The organism is Nocardia sp. NBC_01730 (assembly GCF_035920445.1).
Classification (GTDB): domain Bacteria; phylum Actinomycetota; class Actinomycetes; order Mycobacteriales; family Mycobacteriaceae; genus Nocardia.
The window spans coordinates 3762460-3783535 of sequence record NZ_CP109162.1; the positions used below are offsets into that span (position 1 = coordinate 3762460).

Annotated in this window: 23 protein-coding genes; 9 read left to right on the forward strand and 14 right to left on the reverse strand. The window is 68.0% G+C overall.

Translation table 11 applies throughout. From position 1 onward, the window contains the following. Positions 1-61: 61 nt before the first annotated feature. Positions 62-235, reverse strand: a complete 174-nt coding sequence (locus OHB12_RS15045; RefSeq protein ID WP_327119990.1) for a hypothetical protein — start codon at positions 233-235, stop codon at positions 62-64. Positions 236-472: 237 nt separating this feature from the next. On the opposite strand from OHB12_RS15045, the gene OHB12_RS15050 reads away from it, so the two are divergent. The 8 genes from OHB12_RS15050 to OHB12_RS15085 all read left to right on the forward strand — a co-directional run bounded on the left by OHB12_RS15050 (position 473) and on the right by OHB12_RS15085 (position 7393). Beyond that, the gene (locus OHB12_RS15050) at positions 473-637 is read left to right on the forward strand and encodes a hypothetical protein (protein ID WP_327119992.1); all 165 of its coding nucleotides are present in this window, start codon (positions 473-475) and stop codon (positions 635-637) included. Positions 638-706: 69 nt separating this feature from the next. After that, on the forward strand, positions 707-3253 hold the full coding sequence (locus OHB12_RS15055; RefSeq protein ID WP_327119994.1) for a sensor histidine kinase KdpD: 2547 nt from the start codon (positions 707-709) through the stop codon (positions 3251-3253). A 1-nt stretch (position 3254) separates the two neighbouring features. Next, a complete protein-coding gene (locus OHB12_RS15060; protein ID WP_442800099.1) occupies positions 3255-3986 on the forward strand; it encodes a response regulator in 732 nt (243 codons plus the stop codon). Positions 3987-4086: 100 nt separating this feature from the next. After that, positions 4087-4554, forward strand: a complete 468-nt coding sequence (locus tag OHB12_RS15065; protein WP_327119996.1) for an OsmC family protein — start codon at positions 4087-4089, stop codon at positions 4552-4554. Then, on the forward strand, positions 4554-4832 hold the full coding sequence (locus tag OHB12_RS15070; RefSeq protein WP_327119998.1) for an acylphosphatase: 279 nt from the start codon (positions 4554-4556) through the stop codon (positions 4830-4832). The genes OHB12_RS15065 and OHB12_RS15070 overlap by 1 nt, the downstream gene beginning before the upstream one ends. A 31-nt stretch (positions 4833-4863) precedes the next feature. Then, positions 4864-5724, forward strand: coding sequence for a hypothetical protein (locus tag OHB12_RS15075; RefSeq protein ID WP_327120000.1), 861 nt, complete (start codon positions 4864-4866; stop codon positions 5722-5724). Continuing rightward, on the forward strand, positions 5725-6891 hold the full coding sequence (locus OHB12_RS15080; RefSeq protein WP_327120002.1) for a glutathionylspermidine synthase family protein: 1167 nt from the start codon (positions 5725-5727) through the stop codon (positions 6889-6891). Between the two features lie 46 nt (positions 6892-6937). After that, entirely contained in the window at positions 6938-7393 is a 456-nt protein-coding gene (locus OHB12_RS15085) for a DUF350 domain-containing protein (RefSeq protein ID WP_327120003.1), read from the forward strand. A gap of 173 nt (positions 7394-7566) precedes the next feature. Here the strand turns inward: OHB12_RS15085 and OHB12_RS15090 are convergent, their stop codons facing one another. From OHB12_RS15090 to OHB12_RS15145, 12 genes are all read right to left on the reverse strand, one after another. Further along, positions 7567-7755 (reverse strand): hypothetical protein, encoded by a 189-nt coding sequence (locus OHB12_RS15090; RefSeq protein WP_327120004.1) that lies wholly within the window; start codon positions 7753-7755, stop codon positions 7567-7569. Positions 7756-7854: 99 nt separating this feature from the next. After that, positions 7855-9966 carry an amylo-alpha-1,6-glucosidase gene (locus OHB12_RS15095; RefSeq protein WP_327120006.1) on the reverse strand — a complete coding sequence of 704 codons (2112 nt, stop codon included), beginning with the start codon at positions 9964-9966 and terminating at the stop codon, positions 7855-7857. 14 nt (positions 9967-9980) lie between these two features. After that, positions 9981-11147, reverse strand: a complete 1167-nt coding sequence (locus OHB12_RS15100) for a glycosyltransferase family 4 protein (RefSeq protein WP_327121140.1) — start codon at positions 11145-11147, stop codon at positions 9981-9983. A 343-nt stretch (positions 11148-11490) separates the two neighbouring features. Further along, on the reverse strand, positions 11491-12579 hold the full coding sequence (locus tag OHB12_RS15105) for a winged helix DNA-binding domain-containing protein (RefSeq protein ID WP_327120009.1): 1089 nt from the start codon (positions 12577-12579) through the stop codon (positions 11491-11493). Between the two features lie 250 nt (positions 12580-12829). Next, entirely contained in the window at positions 12830-14422 is a 1593-nt protein-coding gene (locus OHB12_RS15110) for a PstS family phosphate ABC transporter substrate-binding protein (RefSeq protein ID WP_327120011.1), read from the reverse strand. Positions 14423-14461: 39 nt separating this feature from the next. Further along, positions 14462-15514 carry a PHP domain-containing protein gene (locus tag OHB12_RS15115; protein WP_327120013.1) on the reverse strand — a complete coding sequence of 351 codons (1053 nt, stop codon included), beginning with the start codon at positions 15512-15514 and terminating at the stop codon, positions 14462-14464. A gap of 4 nt (positions 15515-15518) precedes the next feature. Beyond that, positions 15519-16100, reverse strand: coding sequence for a dihydrofolate reductase family protein (locus OHB12_RS15120; RefSeq protein WP_327120015.1), 582 nt, complete (start codon positions 16098-16100; stop codon positions 15519-15521). 63 nt (positions 16101-16163) lie between these two features. Next, complete coding sequence (gene mutM / locus OHB12_RS15125) at positions 16164-17024, reverse strand: bifunctional DNA-formamidopyrimidine glycosylase/DNA-(apurinic or apyrimidinic site) lyase (RefSeq protein WP_327120017.1); 861 nt, start codon at positions 17022-17024, stop codon at positions 16164-16166. Position 17025: 1 nt separating this feature from the next. After that, positions 17026-17739 (reverse strand): ribonuclease III, encoded by a 714-nt coding sequence (gene rnc, locus OHB12_RS15130; RefSeq protein WP_327120019.1) that lies wholly within the window; start codon positions 17737-17739, stop codon positions 17026-17028. Positions 17740-17761: 22 nt separating this feature from the next. Further along, entirely contained in the window at positions 17762-17944 is a 183-nt protein-coding gene (rpmF, locus tag OHB12_RS15135) for a 50S ribosomal protein L32 (protein WP_014987105.1), read from the reverse strand. A 51-nt stretch (positions 17945-17995) separates the two neighbouring features. After that, complete coding sequence (locus OHB12_RS15140) at positions 17996-18640, reverse strand: YceD family protein (protein ID WP_327121142.1); 645 nt, start codon at positions 18638-18640, stop codon at positions 17996-17998. A 98-nt stretch (positions 18641-18738) separates the two neighbouring features. Then, positions 18739-19485 (reverse strand): DivIVA domain-containing protein, encoded by a 747-nt coding sequence (locus OHB12_RS15145; protein WP_327120021.1) that lies wholly within the window; start codon positions 19483-19485, stop codon positions 18739-18741. A 386-nt stretch (positions 19486-19871) separates the two neighbouring features. Here OHB12_RS15145 and OHB12_RS15150 point away from each other — a divergent pair, with 386 nt between their 5' ends. Then, on the forward strand, positions 19872-20411 hold the full coding sequence (locus OHB12_RS15150) for a GtrA family protein (protein ID WP_327120023.1): 540 nt from the start codon (positions 19872-19874) through the stop codon (positions 20409-20411). 179 nt (positions 20412-20590) lie between these two features. On the opposite strand, the gene coaD is transcribed toward OHB12_RS15150, so the two are convergent. Continuing rightward, positions 20591-21076 carry a pantetheine-phosphate adenylyltransferase gene (gene coaD, locus OHB12_RS15155; RefSeq protein ID WP_327120025.1) on the reverse strand — a complete coding sequence of 162 codons (486 nt, stop codon included), beginning with the start codon at positions 21074-21076 and terminating at the stop codon, positions 20591-20593.

The following is a 21076-nucleotide window of genomic DNA, read 5'->3' on the forward strand; positions in this document are numbered from 1 at the left end:
GGAGCACGCCAGAGCGAGTCAAGCGTCCCGGCGCCCGTAGGAGGCGATTCCTTACGACTCCTTAGCGCCCCGGGATTCCGCATTTGCGGTTCGTTAACGGCACCACCACCGGCCACCAGCGATCGGTCAGCCGCAGCCTGCGCACCTCCACGGTCGCCACCCGCACATCGAGCACTGCCGGACGAAGTCCGTCCACAGCCCTGCGCCGGGCCGAGCGCAGGCGAGGCAGCCGCACACACGGCACGCTGTCCGGTACAGAGCGATCACCGGTTCCTTGTCGTGATCCGCACGACCATGTCCCACCAGGGCGGGCGATCGTATCCGCCGAAAGGAAGCTGTCAAAGAAGAGCGCCGGACCGTTAACAGACCGTAAAGATCGGGGTCTGTGGGTATCCCGGCGGTAGAAGTGGAGAGCCGGTCAGGCGGACGACTCCAGCGCAACCGGCGGTGTCTCATCGGAAGAAGGGTCGTCATGTCGGCAGTCGCCGTTGCCGTTCTCGTCGGGTTCGTGTGCTGTGCATTGATCATCCGGGTCCTGGGCAGTCGCGCGCAGTCGCGCCGACCGCAGGTTGTGGTCGTCGCGGGCGACCGCGCCGAGCGGTGGCGCACGAACAAGCCAGGGGCGTTCGATGTCTGAGCGGGCGCAGCACGCCGGTTCGATCGAGGGTTGCTCGGCCCGGGACTCGCGGCGCGCGATGATGAAGGCGTGAAACGCGGCCAGCTGCGCATCTACCTGGGCGCCGCGCCGGGAGTCGGCAAGACCTACGCCATGCTCGGCGAGGCACACCGGCGGCTGGAGCGTGGCCGCGACGTGGTGGCCGCGGTCGTCGAGACGCACGGCAGGGAGAAGACCGCGCAGCTGCTCGAGGGCATCGAGCGCATTCCGCCGAAGCTGATCGAGTATCGCGGAACCACGTTTCCGGAGCTCGACGTCGAGGCGGTGCTGAAGCGCGCGCCCGCGGTGGTGCTGGTCGACGAGCTCGCGCACACGAACACGCCGGGCAGCACGCACGAGAAGCGCTGGCAGGACGTGGCGGATCTGCTCGACGCCGGCATCGACGTGATCTCCACGGTCAATGTGCAGCACCTGGAGAGCCTCAACGACGTCGTCGAGCAGATCACCGGCATCCAGCAGCGCGAAACCGTGCCGGACGCCGTGGTGCGCGGCGCGGACCAGGTGGAGCTGGTCGATATCACGCCGGAGGCGTTGCGGCGCAGGCTATCCCACGGCAACGTATACGCCGCCGAGAAGATCGACGCGGCGATGCGCAACTATTTCCGGGCCGGAAACCTCACGGCATTGCGCGAGTTGGCGCTGCTGTGGCTGGCCGACCAGGTCGACGCAGCGCTGGCCAAGTATCGCGCCGACCACAAGATCACCGAGCTGTGGGAGGCGCGGGAGCGGGTCGTGGTCGCGGTGACCGGCGGCCCGGAGTCGGAGACCATCGTGCGCAGGGCGAGCCGGATCGCCACGAAATCCAGCGCCGACCTGGTGGTGGTGCACGTCGTGCGCGGCGACGGGCTGGCCGGGGTCTCCACCGAGCGCCTCGCCAGGCTCCGTGAGCTCGCGGCCAGCCTGGACGCCTCGCTGCACACCGTCACCGGCGACGACGTGCCCTCGGCCCTGCTGGAGTTCGCGCGCGAGGCGAACGCCACCCAGCTGGTACTCGGCACCTCGCGGCGCTCGCGCTGGGCACGGATGTTCGACGAGGGCATCGGGTCGACCGTGGTGCAGCACTCCGCGAAGATCGACGTGCACATGGTGACGCATGAGGAGGCCCACCGCGGTTTGCGCCGGTACGCGTTCCGGCCGCGCAGACCCGTGACCGCCTGGCTCGCCGCGGTTCTCGTGCCCGTGCTGGTGTGCGCGGTCAGCTCCACGTACCTGGACAGCGTGCTGGATCTCGGCGGGCTCAGCGCGGTGTTCGTGGTCGGCGTCGTCGCGGTGGCGTTGCTGGGCGGCATTGTGCCCGCGTCGGCATCGGCGCTGCTGTCCGGCCTGCTGTTGAACTGGTTCTTCGCGCCGCCGCGCTACAGCCTGACCATCGCCGAGCCGGACAGCTTCGTCACGGTGATCGTGCTGCTCATCGTCGCCGTCGCGGTCGCGGCGCTGGTCGACGTGGCCGCGAAGCGGACAAGGCAGGCGCGCAAAGCCTCTCGGCAGGCCGAACTGCTGACCATGTTCTCCGGCGCCGTCCTGCACGGCGCGGATCTGCCCAAGCTGCTCGAACAGATCAGAGAGACCTTCACCCAACGCGCGGTCAGCCTGGTGGCGGGCGACCTGGTGCTTGCCGAGGTCGGCATCGACCCGCCGCGCCTGCCGGCCGACGCGAGCACCGTGGTCGAGGCGGGCGACGCGCACCACTGGCTGCTGCTCGCGGGCCGACCGCTGCCGACGGCCGACCGTACCGTCCTCAACGCGGTGGCCAATCAGGCGGTCGGACTGGTGCGGCAGTCCCGCCTCGCCGAGGAGGCCGGCGCCGCGGCGGCGCTGTTGGAAGCCGACCGGCTACGCCGGGCGCTGCTCTCGGCGGTCAGCCACGACCTGCGCACGCCCCTGGCGGGAGCCAAGGCCGCCGTCTCCAGCCTGCGCAGCGACGACATCGAATTCTCCCCGGAGGACACCGCCGAACTGCTGGAGACAATCGAGGAGTCGGTGGATCAGCTCACCGCGCTGGTCGGCAACCTGCTCGACTCGTCGCGGCTCGCGGTCGGCGTGGTGACGCCGCAGCTGCGGCGGGTGTACCTGGACGAGGTAGCGCACCGCGCGCTGGTGAGCGTCGGAATGGGCGCGCGCGGGCTGCGACGCGCCGCAATGGACCGGGTCGGGGTCGACGTCGGCGACATCTCGGTGCGGGCCGATGGCGGCCTGCTGGAACGGGTGCTGGCCAACCTGATCGACAACGCGCTGCGTCACGCGCCACGCGATACCCCGGTCCGGATCACCGCCGACCGCACCGGCGACCGCGTCTCGGTCGCCGTCGTCGACACCGGTCCCGGCGTCCCGCACGGCGCGGAGGAGCAGCTCTTCGAGCCGTTTCAGCGCCTCGGCGATCGAGACAACACCACGGGTGTCGGGCTCGGTCTGTCGGTGGTGCGCGGATTCGTAGAGGCGATGGGCGGGACGGTGCACGCCGAGCCGACGCCGGGGGGAGGATTGACCATGCTGGTCGATCTGCCTGCGGACGAGTTACGGCCCCCCGACGACGCGGGCGCGGATGTCCCGCACGAAACGACAAGCGCAGGTGAGTGAGGTGTCCCTGACAGCACAGGAGGCGGTGGTGACGAAAACACCCGAGGCGGTGGCGACCAAGGTACTCGTGGTCGACGACGAACCGCAGATCGTGCGCGCGCTGCGGATCAACCTGTCGGTTCGCGGCTACGAGGTGATCACCGCGGCGACCGGTGGCGCCGCCCTGCGCGCGGCCGCCGACAAACATCCGGACGTGGTGATCCTCGACCTCGGCCTACCCGACATGGACGGCATCGAGGTACTCGCCGGGCTGCGCGGCTGGACGTCGGCGCCGGTGATCGTGCTGTCCGCGCGGACCGACTCGACCGACAAGGTCGAGGCGCTCGACGCGGGCGCCGACGACTACGTCACCAAGCCGTTCGGAATGGACGAGCTGCTTGCCCGGCTGCGCGCCGCCGTCCGCCGCGGCGCCACCGACACCGACGCGTCGGACCCCGTGGTGGTGACCTCGTCGTTCACCGTCGACCTGGCCGCCAAGAAGGTCACCAAGCACGGCGAGACCGTGCACCTGACGCCGACCGAGTGGGGCATGCTCGAGATGCTGGTGCGCAACCGCGGCAAGCTGGTCGGACGACGTGAGCTGCTGCGCGAGGTGTGGGGTCCGTCCTACGCCACCGAAACGCACTATCTGCGGGTATATCTGGCGCAGCTGCGGCGCAAGCTGGAAGTCGATCCGTCACACCCGAGACACCTGCTCACCGAGGCCGGGATGGGCTACCGGTTTCAGGAGTAGTAATCCCAGCCACCGTCCGGTGACCGTCAGGAATGGCGCACGCGACCCCGGCGTTGCCAGGCGCGCGAGCTGATTTCGACGAGAATGGCAGGATCGAACCATGGCTGAACAGACCGCTACACCCGCCACCGCCACCGCGGCGCCGGTCGAGCATGGCCCGACCACACTGTGGGTCGAGCGCACCGGGACCAGGGCCTACACCGGTCGCAGCTCCCGCGGCGCCGAGGTCCGGATCGGGTCGCAGGGCGTCGCCGGCGTGTTCACACCGGGCGAGCTGCTGAAGATCGCCTTGGCTGCCTGCTCGGGCCTGAGTGCGGATTTCCCACTGTCGCGCAAGCTCGGCGAGAACTTCGACGCGACCATCCGGGTGTCCGGCGACGCCGATCGGGAGAACGAGGTCTACCCACAGCTGGACGAGGTGTTCGAGCTCGACCTCAGCGAACTCGACGACGAGGCACGCGAGCGGTTGCTCGTCACCGTGCAGCGCGCGATCGACAAGGTGTGCACCGTCGGGCGGACGCTGCGGGCCGGATCCAAGGTGACCTTGTCGTTCGACGTCGAGGCCTGATGGACGACCCCATTCGGTTGAGCGCCTGGGTGCACGGCTGGGTCCAGGGAGTGGGTTTCCGCTGGTGGACACGGGCGCGCGCGTTGGAACTAGGGCTGGTCGGGCACGCGACCAACGCCAGAGACGGCCGCGTGCACGTGGTCGCGCAAGGACCGCGACAGGCTTGCGAAAGGTTGCTCGAGCTCTTGCGTTCCGGGACTCCACCTGGTCGGGTGACCCTGGTTGTGGAAAGCTGGGAGCCCGCGCGGGGTGATTTGACCGGTTTCGAGGAGCGGTAGTGGTAGTTCGGGCGACGAGGGGGGCGCAGCGGTGAGCACGCAGCATCCGGGTGACGGCACGCGTCCCGACAGCCCCGAACCCGAGCGGTCGTCCGCTTCGGAGCATCCGGATACGCCCGCCGCAGCCGGTTCCGAACCCGCGGCCGGTGCGCGATCGGCCCCGGAGCCCGCGCCTGCCGATTCCGCCGAAGCGCAGGATCGGTCGACTCCCACGTCGAGTATGCCGGGCACGACGCCCGCCGATCCGTCGGACGTCGACTGGTCGACGCCGGGCTCGGTGCCGCCCGGAGCCGCGAGCGGCACGGAAGGGCTCGCCGGTCTGGGCGCGGCTCCCGGCACTCCGGGGCCGCCCCGCCGCGGCAGCGTGCAGCGACAGGAAGCGGGGGTTACCAAGCCGCGTCCACCCACGGTGGCCGAAGCGAGGGCCAGAGACAAGGCGCGCAAGCACGCCGAGCAGGCACAGCAGGCCGCCGTCGCGGCTGAGGAGGCCAAGAAGCGCAAGCGCAAGCGGGTCATGATCGGTGGTGTCGCCATTGTCGGCGTCGCCGGTCTGGTCGGCGGCGGCTACCTGGCCTATCGTGCGCTGAACGCGCCGGAACGGGTCACGGCGTACTGCGTGAAGACCGAGAACGGCCAGGAGGTCGTGGTCGACGACGATCACTGCGGCGACGGCCGACCCGGCTTCGTCAGCAATAGCGGTGGCGGTCCAGGTCTCATCATCCTCGGCGGCGGACCGCAGTACCGCTACTACTACGGCGGCACCGGCACCGTCGGCAAGCCGCCGACCGGCGGCACCACGGTCGTACCGCGCAGCGCGGAGATCAAGACCAAGAGCGGAACCACGGTGCAGCGCGGCGGGCTCGGCAGCAAGAGCACCGGCGGGGGGTCGTAGATGCGGCGCGTGCGCGATACGCCCCGGCCGGGCTGGCAGCAGACCATCGAGGGCCAGGGCCTGGTCTACGGTTCACCGGGACGGGACGCGAGCGGCCAGCCGAGGCCGTACTGGGACGAGTCCATCCACTACGAGTTCGATATGCCGGAGATCCTCGCCTTGGAGGCCGACGTCGAACTGCTGCACTCGATGTGCCTGAACGCGGTGGAACACATCGTGCTCACCGAACGGTTCGCCGATTTCGGTCTGCCCGAGTGGAGCTGGGGCCCGATCGCCGAATCCTGGAGGCGCTCCGACCCGTACGTGTACGGGCGTTTCGATCTGCGCTACGACGCGCGCAGGCCCGCGAAACTGCTGGAGTACAACGCGGATACGCCGACCTCGCTGCTGGAGGCTGCGATCGTGCAGTGGCACTGGCTCACCGACCGCTACCCTGGTGGCGACCAGTGGAACTCGTTGCACGAGAAGCTCGTCGAGCGCTGGAGCACGCTGCGCGACGTGCTACCGACGGCACAGCTGCACTTCACCTGGTCCGGCGCGGACGCGACCGGCGAGGACAACGTCACGACGGCGTACCTGCAGGAGACCGCCGCCGAGGCCGGGTTCGACACCATCGCGCTCCCGATCGAGGAGGTCGGATTCGATTCGGAACTGGAACGTTTCGTCGACCTGGCCGAGGCGCCGATCGAGGCGATCTTCAAGCTGTACCCCTGGGAGTGGGCGCTCGACGACGACTTCGGCAAGCGGGTAGTCGACAGCCTGCCGCAGACCATGTGGGTCGAACCGCTGTGGAAGACCCTGCTGAGCAACAAGGCGATCCTCGCCGTGCTGTGGGAGATGTACCCGGGGCACCCGAACCTGTTGCCTGCCTACCTCGATCAACCCAACGAGCTCACCGAGTACATCCGCAAACCGAAGCTGGGACGCGAAGGCGCCAACATGACCATCGTCGGCGCGGGCATGGAAACCGCCACCGGCGGGGTATACGGCGAAGAAGGCTACGTCTACCAATTGCTCGACCCGCTCCCGGAATTCGACGACATGCGCCCGGTGCTCGGCGCCTGGATCGTCGGTGATACCGCGGCGGGCCTCGGCATCCGCGAGACCGCGGGCCTGATCACCGACGACGGCTCCGCCTTCGTTCCACACCGCATCATTACCGACTAGCCCGAATTCACCTCAGCCGCATCGCAACTCACCCGGAAGGACCAAGATGACCGCAGTCGCCCTCGAATCGGGGTACTGGAGCTCGCTCGGCGAGGGCGTGGGAGCGATCATCCTCTACGCCCTGGTCGGCTTGGTGCTCATGCTCGTCGGGTTCTACGCCATCGACCTGACCACGCCGGGCAAGCTGCGCACACTGGTGGTGGCGGGCAAGCCGAACGCCATCGTCGTCACCGCGGCGGGCATGATCAGCATGGCGTTCATCGTCGTGCTTGCCATCTTCGCCGTCGGCGGCGGCGGCAAACTCTCCGAGGGGCTGATCGCCTCGCTCGTGTTCGGCCTGGTCGGAATCGTCGCGCAGGTCATCTCGGTCCGCGTCATCGAGCGGGCGCTCGGCATCGACATCGGCGCCGCTCTGCACTCCGACACCTACACCACCGAGGTTCTGGTCGTGGCCGCCGCGCACTTCGCTCTCGGATTGGTCGTCGCCTTCGCCATTCTGTAAAACCACCACTGACCCGCAGCCGAGGACATCCGACCCCGGCACCGGAGCCGCACCGGCCGAAAGGCTTGCCGCGCGCGGTTGTCGACTCGATCGGGCAAGCCTCCGGCCGCCGATCAGCGACACGCTCGCCGCCGGACGGCGTACTCGTACCGCTCCTCGGTCGAAGCGCCGGGTCAGGTGTCGTCCATGTGCTCGAGGCAGTAGGCCGCCGCCGCGAGGTATTGGCGGCATTCCGGACCGTGGCCTGCGTGAACACTCCGGATGAAGAGCGCGCGGTCCATGTCGAGATCCGTGGTGGGTTCTGCGGTGCAATCCCGGTACCGAGTGCTCCACAGGTCCCGCGTATCCAGTGATGTCTGCATCGTGCACCTCCAAGCCCGCGTGGGTGTCAGTACGAGAGACTTGCCAATGTCGTTATCCCGGGGGCATACCCGTTCGTCTCGGTCGGTAACCTGCCCGCGTCATCGGGTGACCAACCGCCAGTCGTCGGGCAGTCGTGCCGCGGTGATCTGGCCGCCCTCCGCTTCCAAGTCGACGGTGATCGCGCCGAGGCGCAACGCTCGGAGCGAGACCCTGCCCCACGTCAGCGGCAGCTGCGGACGCACGGTGAGGGTGCGGGTCGGCACATCCGGGTCGAGGCCGAGGAACGCGCGCACCAGCAGCAACGGCGCGGCGCTGGCCCACGCCTGCGGCGAGCAGGACGTCGGATACGGAACGGGGCTGGCGAACCGTGACCGCGGAAAGCCACAGAACAGCTCGGGCAGTCGCCCGTCGAAAACCGCTGCCGCGTCCAGCAATCCGGAGGCCAGCTGGGTCGCCAGCTCGACCGCGCCGGGCACGTGCCGGTAGCGCAGCAGGCCGGCCACCGCGATCGCCGTGTCGTGCGGCCAGACCGAGCCGCAGTGGTAGCTCATCGGGTTGTAGGCGCCCATGTTCGACGCCAAGGTGCGCAACCCGAAGCCGGTGTCCATCTCCGGGCCCGACATCCGTGTCACCAGTTCGGCCGCGTGCTCGTCACTCGCGATCCCCGACCAGAGGCAGTGCGCCACATTGCTGGTCAGCGAGTCGACCTGACGCTTGCCGCCGTCCAGAGCGACGGCGTACCAGCCCCGCTCAGGAAGCCAGAACTGCTCGGCGAACTTGCCGCGCAGCTCCGCGGCACGCTCCCGTAGCTGCCCGGCCAACCGGGCGTCATCGAATACCTCGGCAAGGTAGGCCCTGGCGACCAGCGCCGCGTGCACGTATCCCTGCACCTCGCACAGCGCGATCGGCCCCTCGGCGATATGACCGGTGGCATGGTTGATGCCGTCGAAGCTGTCCTTCCAGCCCTGGTTGATCAGCCCGCGGTCGGTCGCGCGGCGATATTCGACGAAACCATCGCCGTCGCGGTCGCCGTAGTCGGTGATCCAGTGCAACGCCGCGTCGGCGGCGGGCAACAGCTCCCTGATCGCCTCGGGATCCGCGCCCCAGCGATGGCATTCGGCCATCAGCATCACGAACAGCGGTGTCGCGTCGGCGGTTCCGTAGTAGATATTGCCGCCGAGTACCTGACCGCCCGCCGGACCGCGACGCATCTCGTGCATGATGCGCCCCGGCTCCTCCTCGGTGAGCGGATTGACCTCCTGGCCTTGCAGTTCCGCCAGCTGCTGCAGCGTGCCGAGCGCCAGGTCGACTTCCAGCGGCAGCGCCATCCACGCGGTGAGCAGACTGTCCCGGCCGAACAGGGTCATGAACCATGGCGCGCCCGCCGCGACGAACGGCCGACCGGCGCCGGTGTCGTCGTGAATCTGCAATGCGCCCAGGTCACTTTCGGTACGGCGCAGCACCCGGGTGAGCACCGGATCCGATGCGACGATGTCGGTGGCGGTATCCCGCCAAGCCTCGATCTTGCGTCCCGGCGCGCTGACGCCGAAGTGCTCGCCGGGGGCGACCGCTTGAAAACGCTGGTTGCCCAATGTCGGCTGGGCGATGATCTCGGTCTGCCAGCACTCACCGACCGGGACGATCACCCGCCATACCAACGTGCCGGGCATCACCTCGGGTTCGACCGTCGCGGAGACGGAGATGCCTCGCATCCGGTCGGTATGGTCGTGCAGCACCAGCTCGCCGTCGGCCACCGTCACGTCGGCCCGTGCGTGCCCGGCACGGCCTTCCTTGACCGCGAAAAGGTCGACGAAATCGGCGTCGACGTGCAGTTCCAGCAAGACCGCCGTCGGCTCACGGCCCATGTTCTCCAACGTCAGCAGCTCGTGCATGCCGTCGGCAACGATCCGCTCGCGCACCACCAGCAACGTGCTGTCGGCCAGGCCCGCCTGTGGCGGCCTGCGCAGCACGAACCTGGCGGCGAACGCCTCAGGGCTCAGCACCGACAGCGGTTCGGCGGGTTTGCCGTTCACCAGCAGCTCCCACCGGGACAGCACGCGCGCGTCCCGGAAGAACAGGCCGTGCGGTTTGCCCAGCTCGACATCGCCGAGCCGGTTCGACAGGCAGAAGGTGCCGCCTTCTACCAAGGTGACAGAGCCACACCCCCCGAATCCGGTGGGCTCACCGGAATTCAGGGGGGCCGGGCTCAAAGGTGCCGTTCCCGTCACGCGAATCCGCTCGCCGGGATCCTGACCGACGGGATGACCGGGGCCGTCGGCTCGAACGGCATGGCTCCGAACCGCTTCCTGGACCACAACAGCTTGCGGTACACCTGCTCGTAGCCCCGACCGAGGGTATCGGCACCGAACTTCGCCTGCACATGGCGCCTGCAGGCAACCGGGTCCATCGCCTGAACCTCCGCGATGGCCGCGGGCAGCTCGGCGGGGTCGTCACAGATGCGGCCGGTCACGCCGTCGACGACCACCTCGGAGACCGCGCCACCGCGCAACGCGACCACCGGCGTGCCACAGACCATGGATTCGATCATCACCATGCCGAACGGTTCCTCCCAGCGAATCGGGAACAACAGGCAACGCGCATTGGCCAGCAGCTTACGCTTGGCGGCCGCGTCGGCGAGGCCGAATACGTGGTCGTTTTCGGTAAGCAGCGGGCGGACCTTCTCCTCGAAGTATGCCTGCTCGGCCCGTTCGCTGCACTTGCCTGCCAGCACCAGTGGGATGCCCGCCGCGTGCGCGGCCTCCAGCGCGAGGTGCGGTGCCTTGCAGGTATTGAACCGGCCGAGAAACAGGGCGTAGTCGTCTTTCTCGACGCGGAACGGCCACTCGTCGACGTGCAACGCATTGTGCACGCGCCCAGCCCAGTTCAGGTCCGGTGCGAGCTCCCGCTGCCGGTCGCTGATCGCCACCAGCGCGACCTCGTCGCCCAGTTCCTGGTAGTACCGGTAGGAGTCGTCCTCCACCGGCCCGTGCACCGTGAGCACCGTCGGCAGGCCGAGGCGCTGGAAGGCGGGAGCATTGAGTGGCCCCGCGAAGGTATGGTCGTGCACCAAGTCCACACCCGATGTCGCCGCGAGCTTTTCGATCGCCCGGCGCACCCGCAGCGCGTGCACTACCTCCGGGAACGGGTCGCCGAGTCGCTCGGGCTGCGCCCTATCCCAGACCGGCACGAACTTGGCCTTGGTGCCCGGCTCTCCCGCGCCGAACAGAGTGACGTCGTGGCCGCGGGCCACCAATGCGTCGACCAGATCGGCGACCACGGCCTCTACGCCGCCGTACGCCTTGGGCGGTACGTCGAAGTACGGAGGAACCACCATCGCAATGCGGAACGGGGTGCCGACATGATCTATCGAGAGCAGCTCGGGCGCTGCCATCTGCAAATCGGACGGTACCTTCTTCGCCGAAACCGGCGCGGTAAACGCGCTCATGACCCTCCTTCCAGGGACAACCAGTAGCACTCGCATCCACCCAGCACTCGGAGTACCGGGCGCCGAACTGAACTAAGTGGCCGCCGCGGCGGGGGTGAAGACCGAAGCTACACCGCCGTCCATGGGGCATGGTTGGCCTGGTCACGACCACTGACGCGATCAGGGGGGCCGACAGGGAGGTACCTCAATCGATTTCGTTCAAACCACATTTCTTACGAAAAGATGCAATTCCAGCATACTTCTAGCTACCGGCACATTGTCCAAGCGACCAATTCGCCGGATCGGACGCTCAGCCCTCGATGACGACCGTGCCGTCCCGGCCCACGACGACGAACGACAGCAGGTCCTCCGCTTCGGCGCGCAGCGCCGCCTCGTCGCACGCGGACAGCGGGTGCCACGGGATGACGCGCAGGGTGGCGTCTTCGATCGACCAACATCCGTGCACAAAGCCGTCCACCAGATACATCGGCACGCCCGCGGAGGCCTCCTCGGCGACGCGTCGGCGATCTTCCTCGCTGATGATCCGGCGGCGGTCCTTGTGGCCGAGCAGCACGTTGTCGAAGGCAGGCAGGAAGCGCACGGGCACCGGCAGATCCGGCTCCGCCAAAGGCGCGTCCGGTAGGTCGAACAGCACACGATGCTGATCGTCGGTGAACACCCGCAGCCGCGTACGCATCTCGTCGACGACCTCGGCCAGCCGGGTGATGCCCGCCCACGCCTGCATGTCGGCGACGGTGGCGGGGCCGAAGGCGGCCAGGTAGCGCAGCACCAGCGTCTCCGGCCGCGGCTCGGCAGCCATCGGCGCCGCGAGCCATTCCTCCGCCAGACCGACCGTCACAGACCGATTACGCCAGCGCCCCCACGCGCCCGTCTCCGGGCCGTGCGCCATCGGGACCAGCAGCTCCACAGTTTCGGCCAGCCTGCGCGTATGCCGGTCCGGGAAACGCTCGGCGAGCAACTTGCCCAGATCGCTGCGGCTGAGGCGCTGTCCGGCCAGCAGCTCACGCCCGGCCGCCCCGAGCTCGTCCAGGTCGACGCCGTCGATCTCGTCGCGGTAGTAGGGCGCCTTCAGCGCGGCATCGACAACCGGTTGCACCGTCGGACGCAACCACCGGAAGTCCGCGCCGTCCGCTAGGTGCACGGTGCGGCGGAGCATGGTGGAGCGAACCAGCTTACGGTCGCGCAGCAGTGCGGCCAGCTCGTCGTGCCGGAATTGCGCGAGCCTGGTCCACAGTCCGACGTAGGGCCAGTTGGGCTCCTGGCCCTGCACGGCGACCAGGTGCCGGACGAGCTCGAACGGAGTCAGCGCGACCCGCTCCACCAGTTTCTGGCGGACCAACAGCGTCCGATTCAGCTCGCGCAGCGATAGTTCCGTCATGCGCCCATCCTCGCCGAGACCACCGACAGATCGGCGGCCGGACCGGTCACGGCCGACCGCCCGGGGCTCGATCCACGCGGGGCCGAATCCGCGGCGGAACTCCGACACGGTCACAAAGGTCGACCATCGCGGTGACCACGACCAGGCCGGCGTGGGCGCCCTCGTCGCAGGACTTACCGACCTGGGCCCAGACCTGGTCGCGCAACGAGTTTCGTAACTCCACGTAGCCGAGCGCGCGTGGTCGTCACATTCACGAGTCGGGTAGACAGCGGCCCGGGTCGGGCAGCTCGGCGCACGGCGCATTGCCGTGCGCCCGCAGCACATCCTTGCCGACCTGATCGATCAGGAAGTGCAGAAAGCTCGCGGCGAGCGAGTCGCCGGGCAGTTCACCATTGCTGTAGGCATATTCGACGCCCCAGAACGGGTAGGTGCGCCGCACGACGGCGTCGCGACCCGCGCCGATGGCGTCGATCGCGACGGTGGGCAAGCCCGCTTCGCTCGCCTCGGAGAACTCCGAATAGCCGACGGCGCCCGGGATCTCGGCCACCGCCTTGCGCATGTCCGCGGTCACTCGTACATCGCAGTGCGCGGGCTCGGTAGTGACCGTGCCCTTGAGCGCGGTGCAACTCACGTGCGGGCGATCGGCCTGCCTGCCGTCGAGAAGCCTGCGTTCGAAAGTATTTCGCGAACCCGACCCCGGAATGCGATCGACCAGCACGACCGGCAAGTCCGGACCGCCCACCTCGCGCCAGTTGCCGATCCTGCCCAGATAGAGATCCTGGATCTGGCCCACGGTGAGGCTGCGGACGCCGACGCCAGGATGGACGATCATGGTGAACAGCGACAGTGCGAGCGGGCGGTACACCAGCGTCGGATACCCGCTGCCCTTCGACCCGTCGCTGATCGCGAGCAGCCCCGGGTTACCCGTGCCTTCCTCGGCGAGCCGGTCCAGGCCGCGCTCGGTCCCCTCGAAGGCGAATGTGAACTCCGCACCGGTACACCGCTTCCGGTACTGGTCGGCGGCCTCTCGGACCACCGGGCCGAACGCCGAGGACCCGACCACAGCCAGGTTCCCCGAGGCACAGTCCAACGGCGTCGGCGACGGCTCCAGCGCGGCCACCACGAGCTGGACGACGATCACCGTCACCAGAAACACCGTGAGCACCAACATCATCCGGGAAATGCCGGTGCGGCTGCGAGTTTCGATGACCCGACCACCCTTGACTCCCCCGCGCAGCATCGGTGGCGCGTACTCCCCCGATCCTTCGGAGCGTTGCAGGATGGCCAGGATCTTGTAGTGCTCGGCCGGGCCCAGCGGCACTTTGGGCAGATCGATCACGCCGACGTGCCCGCCGATGTCCTCGCGCACCGCGATGCCGGAGTCCGTGTCCAGGTTGTCGGCCAGCGACGGATCGCTCAGCTCGGTCACCGCCATGCCGATCACCCTGCGCTGCGGGAAACGCAGGTGCAGCCCGATCCTGGCGGCTTCCGGCGCTTTGTAGTCCTGGGAGTCGATCGTCGTGACGCCGCTGTTCTCGATGCGCACCAGGACGACGGAGATGTCCTTCAGGTCCGGGCTCGCGCCGTCGAGCGAGGGACGCAACTGTGGGAGCACGCCGGGGAACACCGAGGAGATCTCGCCGGTGACCGGCGTATCCATCTGCACCCGATATCCGAGCCGCCTGCGACCCGCGAAGACGAACTCCCACAGAAAGGCGGCGATCGGCACGACGATACCGATCAGCGCCAGAACGATTTCGAGCGGAAGGTCGCCCACCAGTTGATCCCACTCCCCGAGAAATCCGTGTAGCCCCCATTCTCGAGGGCGATCGACGTCCAGCACACCTGCGATCCAACTGTTCGGCAACAGTTAACCCAACGGTCACGCTCCGTGGCTGCGGGCCCAGGCCAGCAGGTTCTCCAGCGGCCAGGTGTTGATCACCCGTTCGGGCGCAACGCCGTTCGCGACCGCGCGCTCGCAGCCGTAGCCTTGCCAGTCGAGCTGGCCCGGGGCGTGCGCGTCGGTGTCGATGGCGAAGTGACAGCCCATCTCGACAGCCAACCGCAGCAATCGTGCAGGCGGATCACGTCGTTCGGGTCTGCTGTTGATCTCGACGGCGGTGCCGTAGGCGCGGCACGCCTCGAACACCACCTCGGCGTCGAACGTCGACTCCGGCCGAGTTCCGCGGCGGCCTTCCACCAGGCGGCCGGTGCAGTGGCCGAGCACGTCGACGTTGGGGTCGGCGACCGCGTACACCATGCGCTCGGTCATCGTCGCGCTGTCGTCGCGCAGGTGCGAATGCACGCTCGCCACCACGACATCCAGCTCCGCGAGCAGATCGGCCGACTGGTCGAGGGCACCGTTGCCGAGGATGTCCACCTCGATGCCGGTGAGGATCCGAAACGGCGCCATCCGCTCGTTGAGTTCGGCGACCACATCCAGCTGCTCGCGCAGCCGGTCGGCGGACAGTCCGTTGGCGACGGTCAGCCGCGGCGAATGATCGGTCAGAGCACAGTATTCGTGCCCGAGGGCGGCCGCGACGCGCATCATCTCCTCGATCGGACTGCCGCCGTCGGACCAGTTCGAGTGGGTGTGCAGATCACCGCGCAACCGCGCGCGCAGCGGCTTGCCCGGCACGCCGATCGGCTGCGCCGTGCCCCGCAGCTCGGCCAGATACCGTGGCACCGCACCGTCGTACGCCTGCTCGATGACGGCGGCGGTCTTGGGCCCGATGCCCGCGATCTCGCGCCAGCTGCGCGCCCTCCGGTGCGCCGCACGCTCGTCGCCCGTCAGCTCGGCGACGATGTCGGCGGCGCGCCGGTACGCCTTGACCCGATGGGTCTCCGCACGGGAACGTTCCAGCCAGAAGCCGATCTCCCGCAACGACTCGACCGGGCCCGGCGTCTGCTCCCCGCTCGGAACGTGTCCGGCCACCGGGCTAGCGGATCCGGCTGTACTTCATGAAGGCCACCCCGTCCTCGAACACCCTGCTGGTGATCACCCTGAACTCGGCCGCCTCCGGAAGCCGCGGCCCGTCGCCGAACAACGCTCGCCCACGGCCGAGCACGATCGGATACAGCTTGAGGAAGATCTGATCGATCTCCGGGAGCAGCGCCTGCGCCAGTTCACCACCGCCGCACAGCCAGATGCCGAGCCCGGTCTCCCGCTTGAGCTCGCGCACCTTCCCGACCGGGTCGTCAGTGATCAGCTCCACCGCCGGATCGGGGCTCTCGGGCAGGGTGGTCGAGACCACGTACTGCTTCAGATGCGCGTAGGGGCTGGAAGTACCGGTGCGCACCCCGAAATCGTGCGTCTTACGCCCCATCAGCACCGTGTCGAAATAGCGATTGTGCTGGTCGACCCCGATCGCCTCGCGCACCTTGGTCGGCAGGGTTTCCGGGTATTGCGCGGTGATCGCAGGACCGTGATCCCCGCCGACCGGGAAGAAGTCGACCGAGCCCTCCTCGGTCGCGATGAATCCATCAATGGTCGAGGCGACGTAATAGGTGAGCTTTCGCATGCTTCCTTCCTCATGGCCGGGGTGACATCCGAACCGCCCCGAGGAAACGGTAGCTCGCTCACGCTAGCGACGGCGCGGCTTCGGCTGGCAGCGTGGACAGTAGTAGGAAGAGCGGTTCATGAACCGCTCCCGGGTGATCGGCGCGCCGCAGCGGCGGCACGGCTCGTTCTCGCGGCCGTAGACGGCAAGCGAACGCTCGAAGTAGCCGGACTGGCCGTTGACGTTCACGTAGAGCGCGTCGAAGGAGGTGCCGCCCGCGGCCAGCGCCGCACTCATCACCTCACGCACCGCGGCGAGCAGGCCGCGCAGGGCGGGCCGGGACAGACCCGAAGCGGGACGGATGCCGTGGATCTCGGCGCGCCACAGCGACTCATCGGCGTAGATATTGCCGATGCCCGAGATCACACCCTGGTTGAGTAGGACGCGCTTGATCTCGCTCTGTTTGCCACGGACGGCCGCGACCACGGATTCGACGTCGAAACACGGATCGAGCGGATCGCGGGCGATGTGAGCAACCGGTTCTGGCACCAGGGTGCCGTCCACCTCGACCAGCGGCGCGAGCGCCCAACCGCCGAAGGTGCGCTGGTCGACGAAACGCAGCTGGGTGCCGTCGCCGAGAGTGGCGCGGATGTGCGCGTGCTTCTCCAGCGGCGCGTCGGCGGGCTGGACCAGCATCTGGCCGCTCATCCCGAGATGCACTACCAAGGCGGCCTCGGGGTCGTCGAAGGTCAGCCACAGGAATTTGCCGCGTCGTTCGGCCGACTCGACCTTCAGGCCGGTCAGCCGCGCGGCGAGATCGGCGGCGCCTTCGAGATGGCGGCGAACCGAACGGGGATGGGTGATCGCGACCGATTCGACGACACGCCCCACCACATGCTCGGCAAGGCCACGCCGAACCACCTCGACCTCGGGAAGTTCCGGCACGTCAGGCTTCCGCGGTCAGCGCCTCGTAGGCGGTGCCCGCGGCCTTCTGCTCGGCTTCCTTCTTGGATCGGCCGACGCCCTGCCCATAGGCCCGGCCGCCGACCACCGTGGTCGCGGTGAATTCCTTGTCGTGGTCGGGCCCGGTCGAGGTGATCTCGTAGCTGGGCACGCCGAGACCGCGCTCGGCGGTCAATTCCTGCAGGCTGGTCTTCCAGTCCAGGCCGGCGCCCATGCGGGGCCCTCGCTCGAGTAGCTCGGCAAACAGTCGCAGCACCACCGCGCGGGCCACCTCGATACCGTGCTGCAGATGCACGGCACCGAGCAGCGACTCCATGCCGTCGGCAAGGATGCTCTCCTTGTCACGGCCGCCGGTGAGCTCCTCACCCTTGCCGAGCAACAGGTGCACACCGAGACCGCCCTCGCCGAGAGCACGGGCGACCTCGGCGAGCGCGCGCATATTCACCACGCTCGCGCGCAGCTTGGCCAGCTCCCCCTCGGACTTCAAGGGGTGCTCATGGTACAGCCGCTCGGTGATGCTCAGCCCGAGCACGGAATCGCCGAGGAACTCGAGGCGCTCGTTGGTCGGCAGACCACCGTTCTCGTACGCGTACGACCGATGTGTCAGCGCGAGGCGCAGCAGATCCGGCCGCACGTCGACGCCTAGCGCCGCGAGCAGGCTCGCATGTTCACCGGACGAGCCGGGTTCGTCGGTCACGTCGATACGACAGGTCGAACGATCAGACCGCCGCGGTGACCTGGCGGCCCTTGTAGGTGCCGCAGGACGGGCAGGCGATGTGCGGCAAGGTCTTCTCGCCACAGGCGCGGTTCGGGCAGGTGATCAGGGTCGGCGCGGTGGCCTTCCACTGGCTGCGCCGCGACCTGGTGTTGGAACGGGACATCCGGCGCTTGGGAACGGCCACGACTACTTCTCCTCTGTCCTATTTGCTCGCCATTGGGCTGATCGGTCTTGCTCAGTGGTCTGGGCCGGCCGCACCTTTGTCACCCTTGTCGGGGCTGCCGCTGCCGGGCGATCCGGTGGCGAACTCAGCCAGTCCGGCCCAGCGAGGGTCAAGTATCTCATGCCCGTGGTCGGATCCCGCAATCGCCATCCGTACACCGCATTCCGGGCACAATCCGGCACAGTCCGACGTGCACAGCGGCTGCAGCGGCAGCTCGATACCGACCGCGTCGACCACAACCGGCTCCAGGTCGATGGTGTCGTCGACCATCCGGTAGACCTCGTCGTCCTCGGTGGTCTGCTCGGTCGCGCTGTCCGGGTAGGCGAACAGCTCGGTGATGTACAGGCTCACGTCGCCGGTGAACGGCTCCAGACAGCGCGAGCACTCGCCCTCGGTCGGCGCGGACACTGTTCCGGTGACCAGCACACCTTCGGATACGGCCTGCAACTGCAGGTCGAGCTCCACCTGAGCGCCCGCTGGGATGGCGATCAGATCGAGCCCGATTCGCTCCTTCGTGGTGAGAGTGCGGCGCAGTTCCCGCATGGTCCCCGGCCTGCGGCCGAGGCTGCGGGTGTCCAGCACGAAAGCCGCGTCCGGCGTACGGCGCTGAGCCGAACGGGAACGCGATGTGGAACCGGAACCGGAACCGGCGGGCATCACGAACTCACTCACGATCGAGGGAAAATGGGCAACCACCCGACAATACGCGAGCACACGGCCATCGCTCAAACCGGACAGGTCACACGCCATGCCGCTCACCTGCGATATTCGGTCGCGTAGTCCGGCGCACCCGCACCGCTACGCAGCTGGTGGCGCCCCCGACCGACCGTGCGCAGCGCGCTGCTCAGCGTCTCCTCGAAGTCGGCCAGTCTGCCGTCCACGTAGTGGTCACACTCCTCACGTAGCCGGTCGGCTTCCGCATGCGCGGCGTCGATCACCTTGGCCGATTCCGCGTGCGCGGCGCGCACCACCTCGGTCTGCGAGACCAGCCGCTCCTGCTCCGCGAGGCCGTCGGCGACCGCGCGCTCATAGGTGGCCTTGCCCGCCTCGATCATCCGCTCCGATTCGGCGCGCGCCCGACCCGTCACCGCCTCGAATTCGGCGTTACCGTCGGCTACCACCCGATCGGCCTCCAACTGCGCAGTGGCGACCAGATGGTCGGCGTGCGCGCTCGCCTCGGCGACCATCCGGTCGGCGTGCGCCTTGGCGTCGGCGAGGATACGGTCGGCCTCCTCGCGGGCCGAGCCGATGGTGTGGTCCGCCTGTTCGTTGGCACCGCTCACCGTGGTCTCGGCCGAGGCCCTGGCATCGGAGACAATCTTGTCCCGATGGTCGAGTACGTCCTGGGCGTCGTCGAGTTCGCCGGGCAGCGCATCACGGACGTCGTCGAGTAGTTCGAGCACGTCACCTCTCGGCACAATGCAGCTGCGGGTCGGCGGGATGCCGCGCGCCTCTTCGACGATCGCGACCAGTTCGTCGAGTGCTTCGAATACGCGATACATGCTCACTACCCTCCTGCGGACTCACGGCGAAAACTCTCCGCCGAGGCCCAGTGTGCCCCTCGTCACGGCTCGTGCCGAGTCATCGTCCGGTGTGTCGTGCCGGTGTCTTCCATGCCACAGAAGTCAAGTGGAGACTACCTCTCCGCTTCGTGTTACATTCGTCTGGAAGGTCGTGAACCGCGATCTTCAGCACGGACCACGGACCCACCGGGGCCGCGGATTGAGGAAGCCGAAGGGATGGACAGCATCCGCGAACGTTGACAGGTTTTTATTGTTCAGTACATACTGAACTTAGAGTGCCGAAGAGGCCTGCCGAGAATCGACGGAAGCAAAGCGATGACCAACGCTGTTGTCCTACTGAAAGCTCGTGTTCGATCGGAAAGACGATGACTGTTCTGGAACTGCCGCGACCGGCAGGAGTGAGCGCCACCAGCTTCTTCGTGCCGTGGGGCGGCCCGTACCCCGCGCTGCCGAAGGCGCCGGTCGCGGCCAAGTTGGAGCAGTTGACGCACTACCTGCGCGGCGATCGCGCCTTCGCCCAGCTGATCCGCTTCGCCCTGGTCGGCGGGTCCAGCAACGTCGCCTACGTCCTGCTGTTCTTCACCATGCACAGCACAGGGCCGCTGCTGGCCAACGTCATCGGCTCGATCGTCAGCACCATGATCGCCAACGAACTACACCGCCAGCTCACCTTCCACGCCGCGGGCCGGGTCGGCTGGTTCACCGCGCAATGGGAGGGCGGCGGGCTGGCGCTACTCGGCCTCGCCATCACGACCGCGGCACTGGCCGCCCTCGGCGTGTGGGCCCCCGGCCTCGGGGACGCCGCCCAAGCCGTCGCGATCCTGGCCATCACCGCCGCGGTGGGCGGCATGCGCTTCCTGGCCCTGCGTGGCTTGGTCTTCTGTTCCGCCTCTCCGCGTCTTTAGGCCGTACTAGTGAGGTGGCGCGGGATTTGCGTTCAGGTCCTGCGTTGGGTGCCACTCCAGCTCTGGGCGTGCCCGACGAGTTACCCATGTGCTTCTGAGATCAGTTGTTGCGTTAGAGATCAAGAGTTGCGTTGCGAGTAGTCGTTGTATAGGGCGACGGTCCGGGAGTAGGGGAGCTGTCAGCTTTTGCGTTCAGCGAGGCGCTCCAGGAGGCGCTTGTAGACCGAAGGGGGCAACATGTCGCTGACGTCGCCGCCGAAGGCCGCGACCTCTTTGACCAGCGAGCTGGACAGGTAGCTGAAGGACGGGTTGGTGGCGATGAAGAAGGTGTCCACGCCGGAGAGCTTCTTGTTCATCTGCGCCATCTGCAGCTCGTAACCAAAATCGCCCGCGTCGCGCAGACCCTTCACGATGGCGGTAATGCCCTGCTCCCGCGCGAAGTCCACGAGCAGGCCGTACCACGACTCCACCCGCACGTTGGCCAGGTGTGCGGTCGACTCCCTCAGCATCTCCATCCGCTCCTCGACGCTGAACATGCCCTGTTTGCTCTTGTTGATCATGACGGTGATGACGACCTCGTCGAACTGGGCGGCGGCCCGATTGAAGACATCGAGGTGTCCATAGGTCACGGGGTCGAAAGACCCGGGGCACAGTGCTCCTGCCAT

What these genes read in the sequence shown, in the direction of transcription:
- OHB12_RS15050 (WP_327119992.1), top strand. Translation starts at nt 473, where the DNA reads ATGTCGGCAGTCGCCGTTGCCGTTCTCGTCGGGTTCGTGTGCTGTGCA.
- OHB12_RS15065 (WP_327119996.1), top strand. Translation starts at nt 4,087, where the DNA reads ATGGCTGAACAGACCGCTACACCCGCCACCGCCACCGCGGCGCCGGTC.
- OHB12_RS15070 (WP_327119998.1), top strand. Translation starts at nt 4,554, where the DNA reads ATGGACGACCCCATTCGGTTGAGCGCCTGGGTGCACGGCTGGGTCCAG.
- OHB12_RS15080 (WP_327120002.1), top strand. Translation starts at nt 5,725, where the DNA reads ATGCGGCGCGTGCGCGATACGCCCCGGCCGGGCTGGCAGCAGACCATC.
- OHB12_RS15085 (WP_327120003.1), top strand. Translation starts at nt 6,938, where the DNA reads ATGACCGCAGTCGCCCTCGAATCGGGGTACTGGAGCTCGCTCGGCGAG.
- OHB12_RS15090 (WP_327120004.1), bottom strand. Translation starts at nt 7,755, where the DNA reads ATGCAGACATCACTGGATACGCGGGACCTGTGGAGCACTCGGTACCGG.
- OHB12_RS15100 (WP_327121140.1), bottom strand. Translation starts at nt 11,147, where the DNA reads ATGGCAGCGCCCGAGCTGCTCTCGATAGATCATGTCGGCACCCCGTTC.
- OHB12_RS15105 (WP_327120009.1), bottom strand. Translation starts at nt 12,579, where the DNA reads ATGACGGAACTATCGCTGCGCGAGCTGAATCGGACGCTGTTGGTCCGC.
- OHB12_RS15120 (WP_327120015.1), bottom strand. Translation starts at nt 16,100, where the DNA reads ATGCGAAAGCTCACCTATTACGTCGCCTCGACCATTGATGGATTCATC.
- OHB12_RS15140 (WP_327121142.1), bottom strand. Translation starts at nt 18,640, where the DNA reads ATGCCCGCCGGTTCCGGTTCCGGTTCCACATCGCGTTCCCGTTCGGCT.
- OHB12_RS15145 (WP_327120021.1), bottom strand. Translation starts at nt 19,485, where the DNA reads ATGTATCGCGTATTCGAAGCACTCGACGAACTGGTCGCGATCGTCGAA.
- OHB12_RS15150 (WP_327120023.1), top strand. Translation starts at nt 19,872, where the DNA reads ATGACTGTTCTGGAACTGCCGCGACCGGCAGGAGTGAGCGCCACCAGC.
- coaD (WP_327120025.1), bottom strand. Translation starts at nt 21,076, where the DNA reads ATGGCAGGAGCACTGTGCCCCGGGTCTTTCGACCCCGTGACCTATGGA.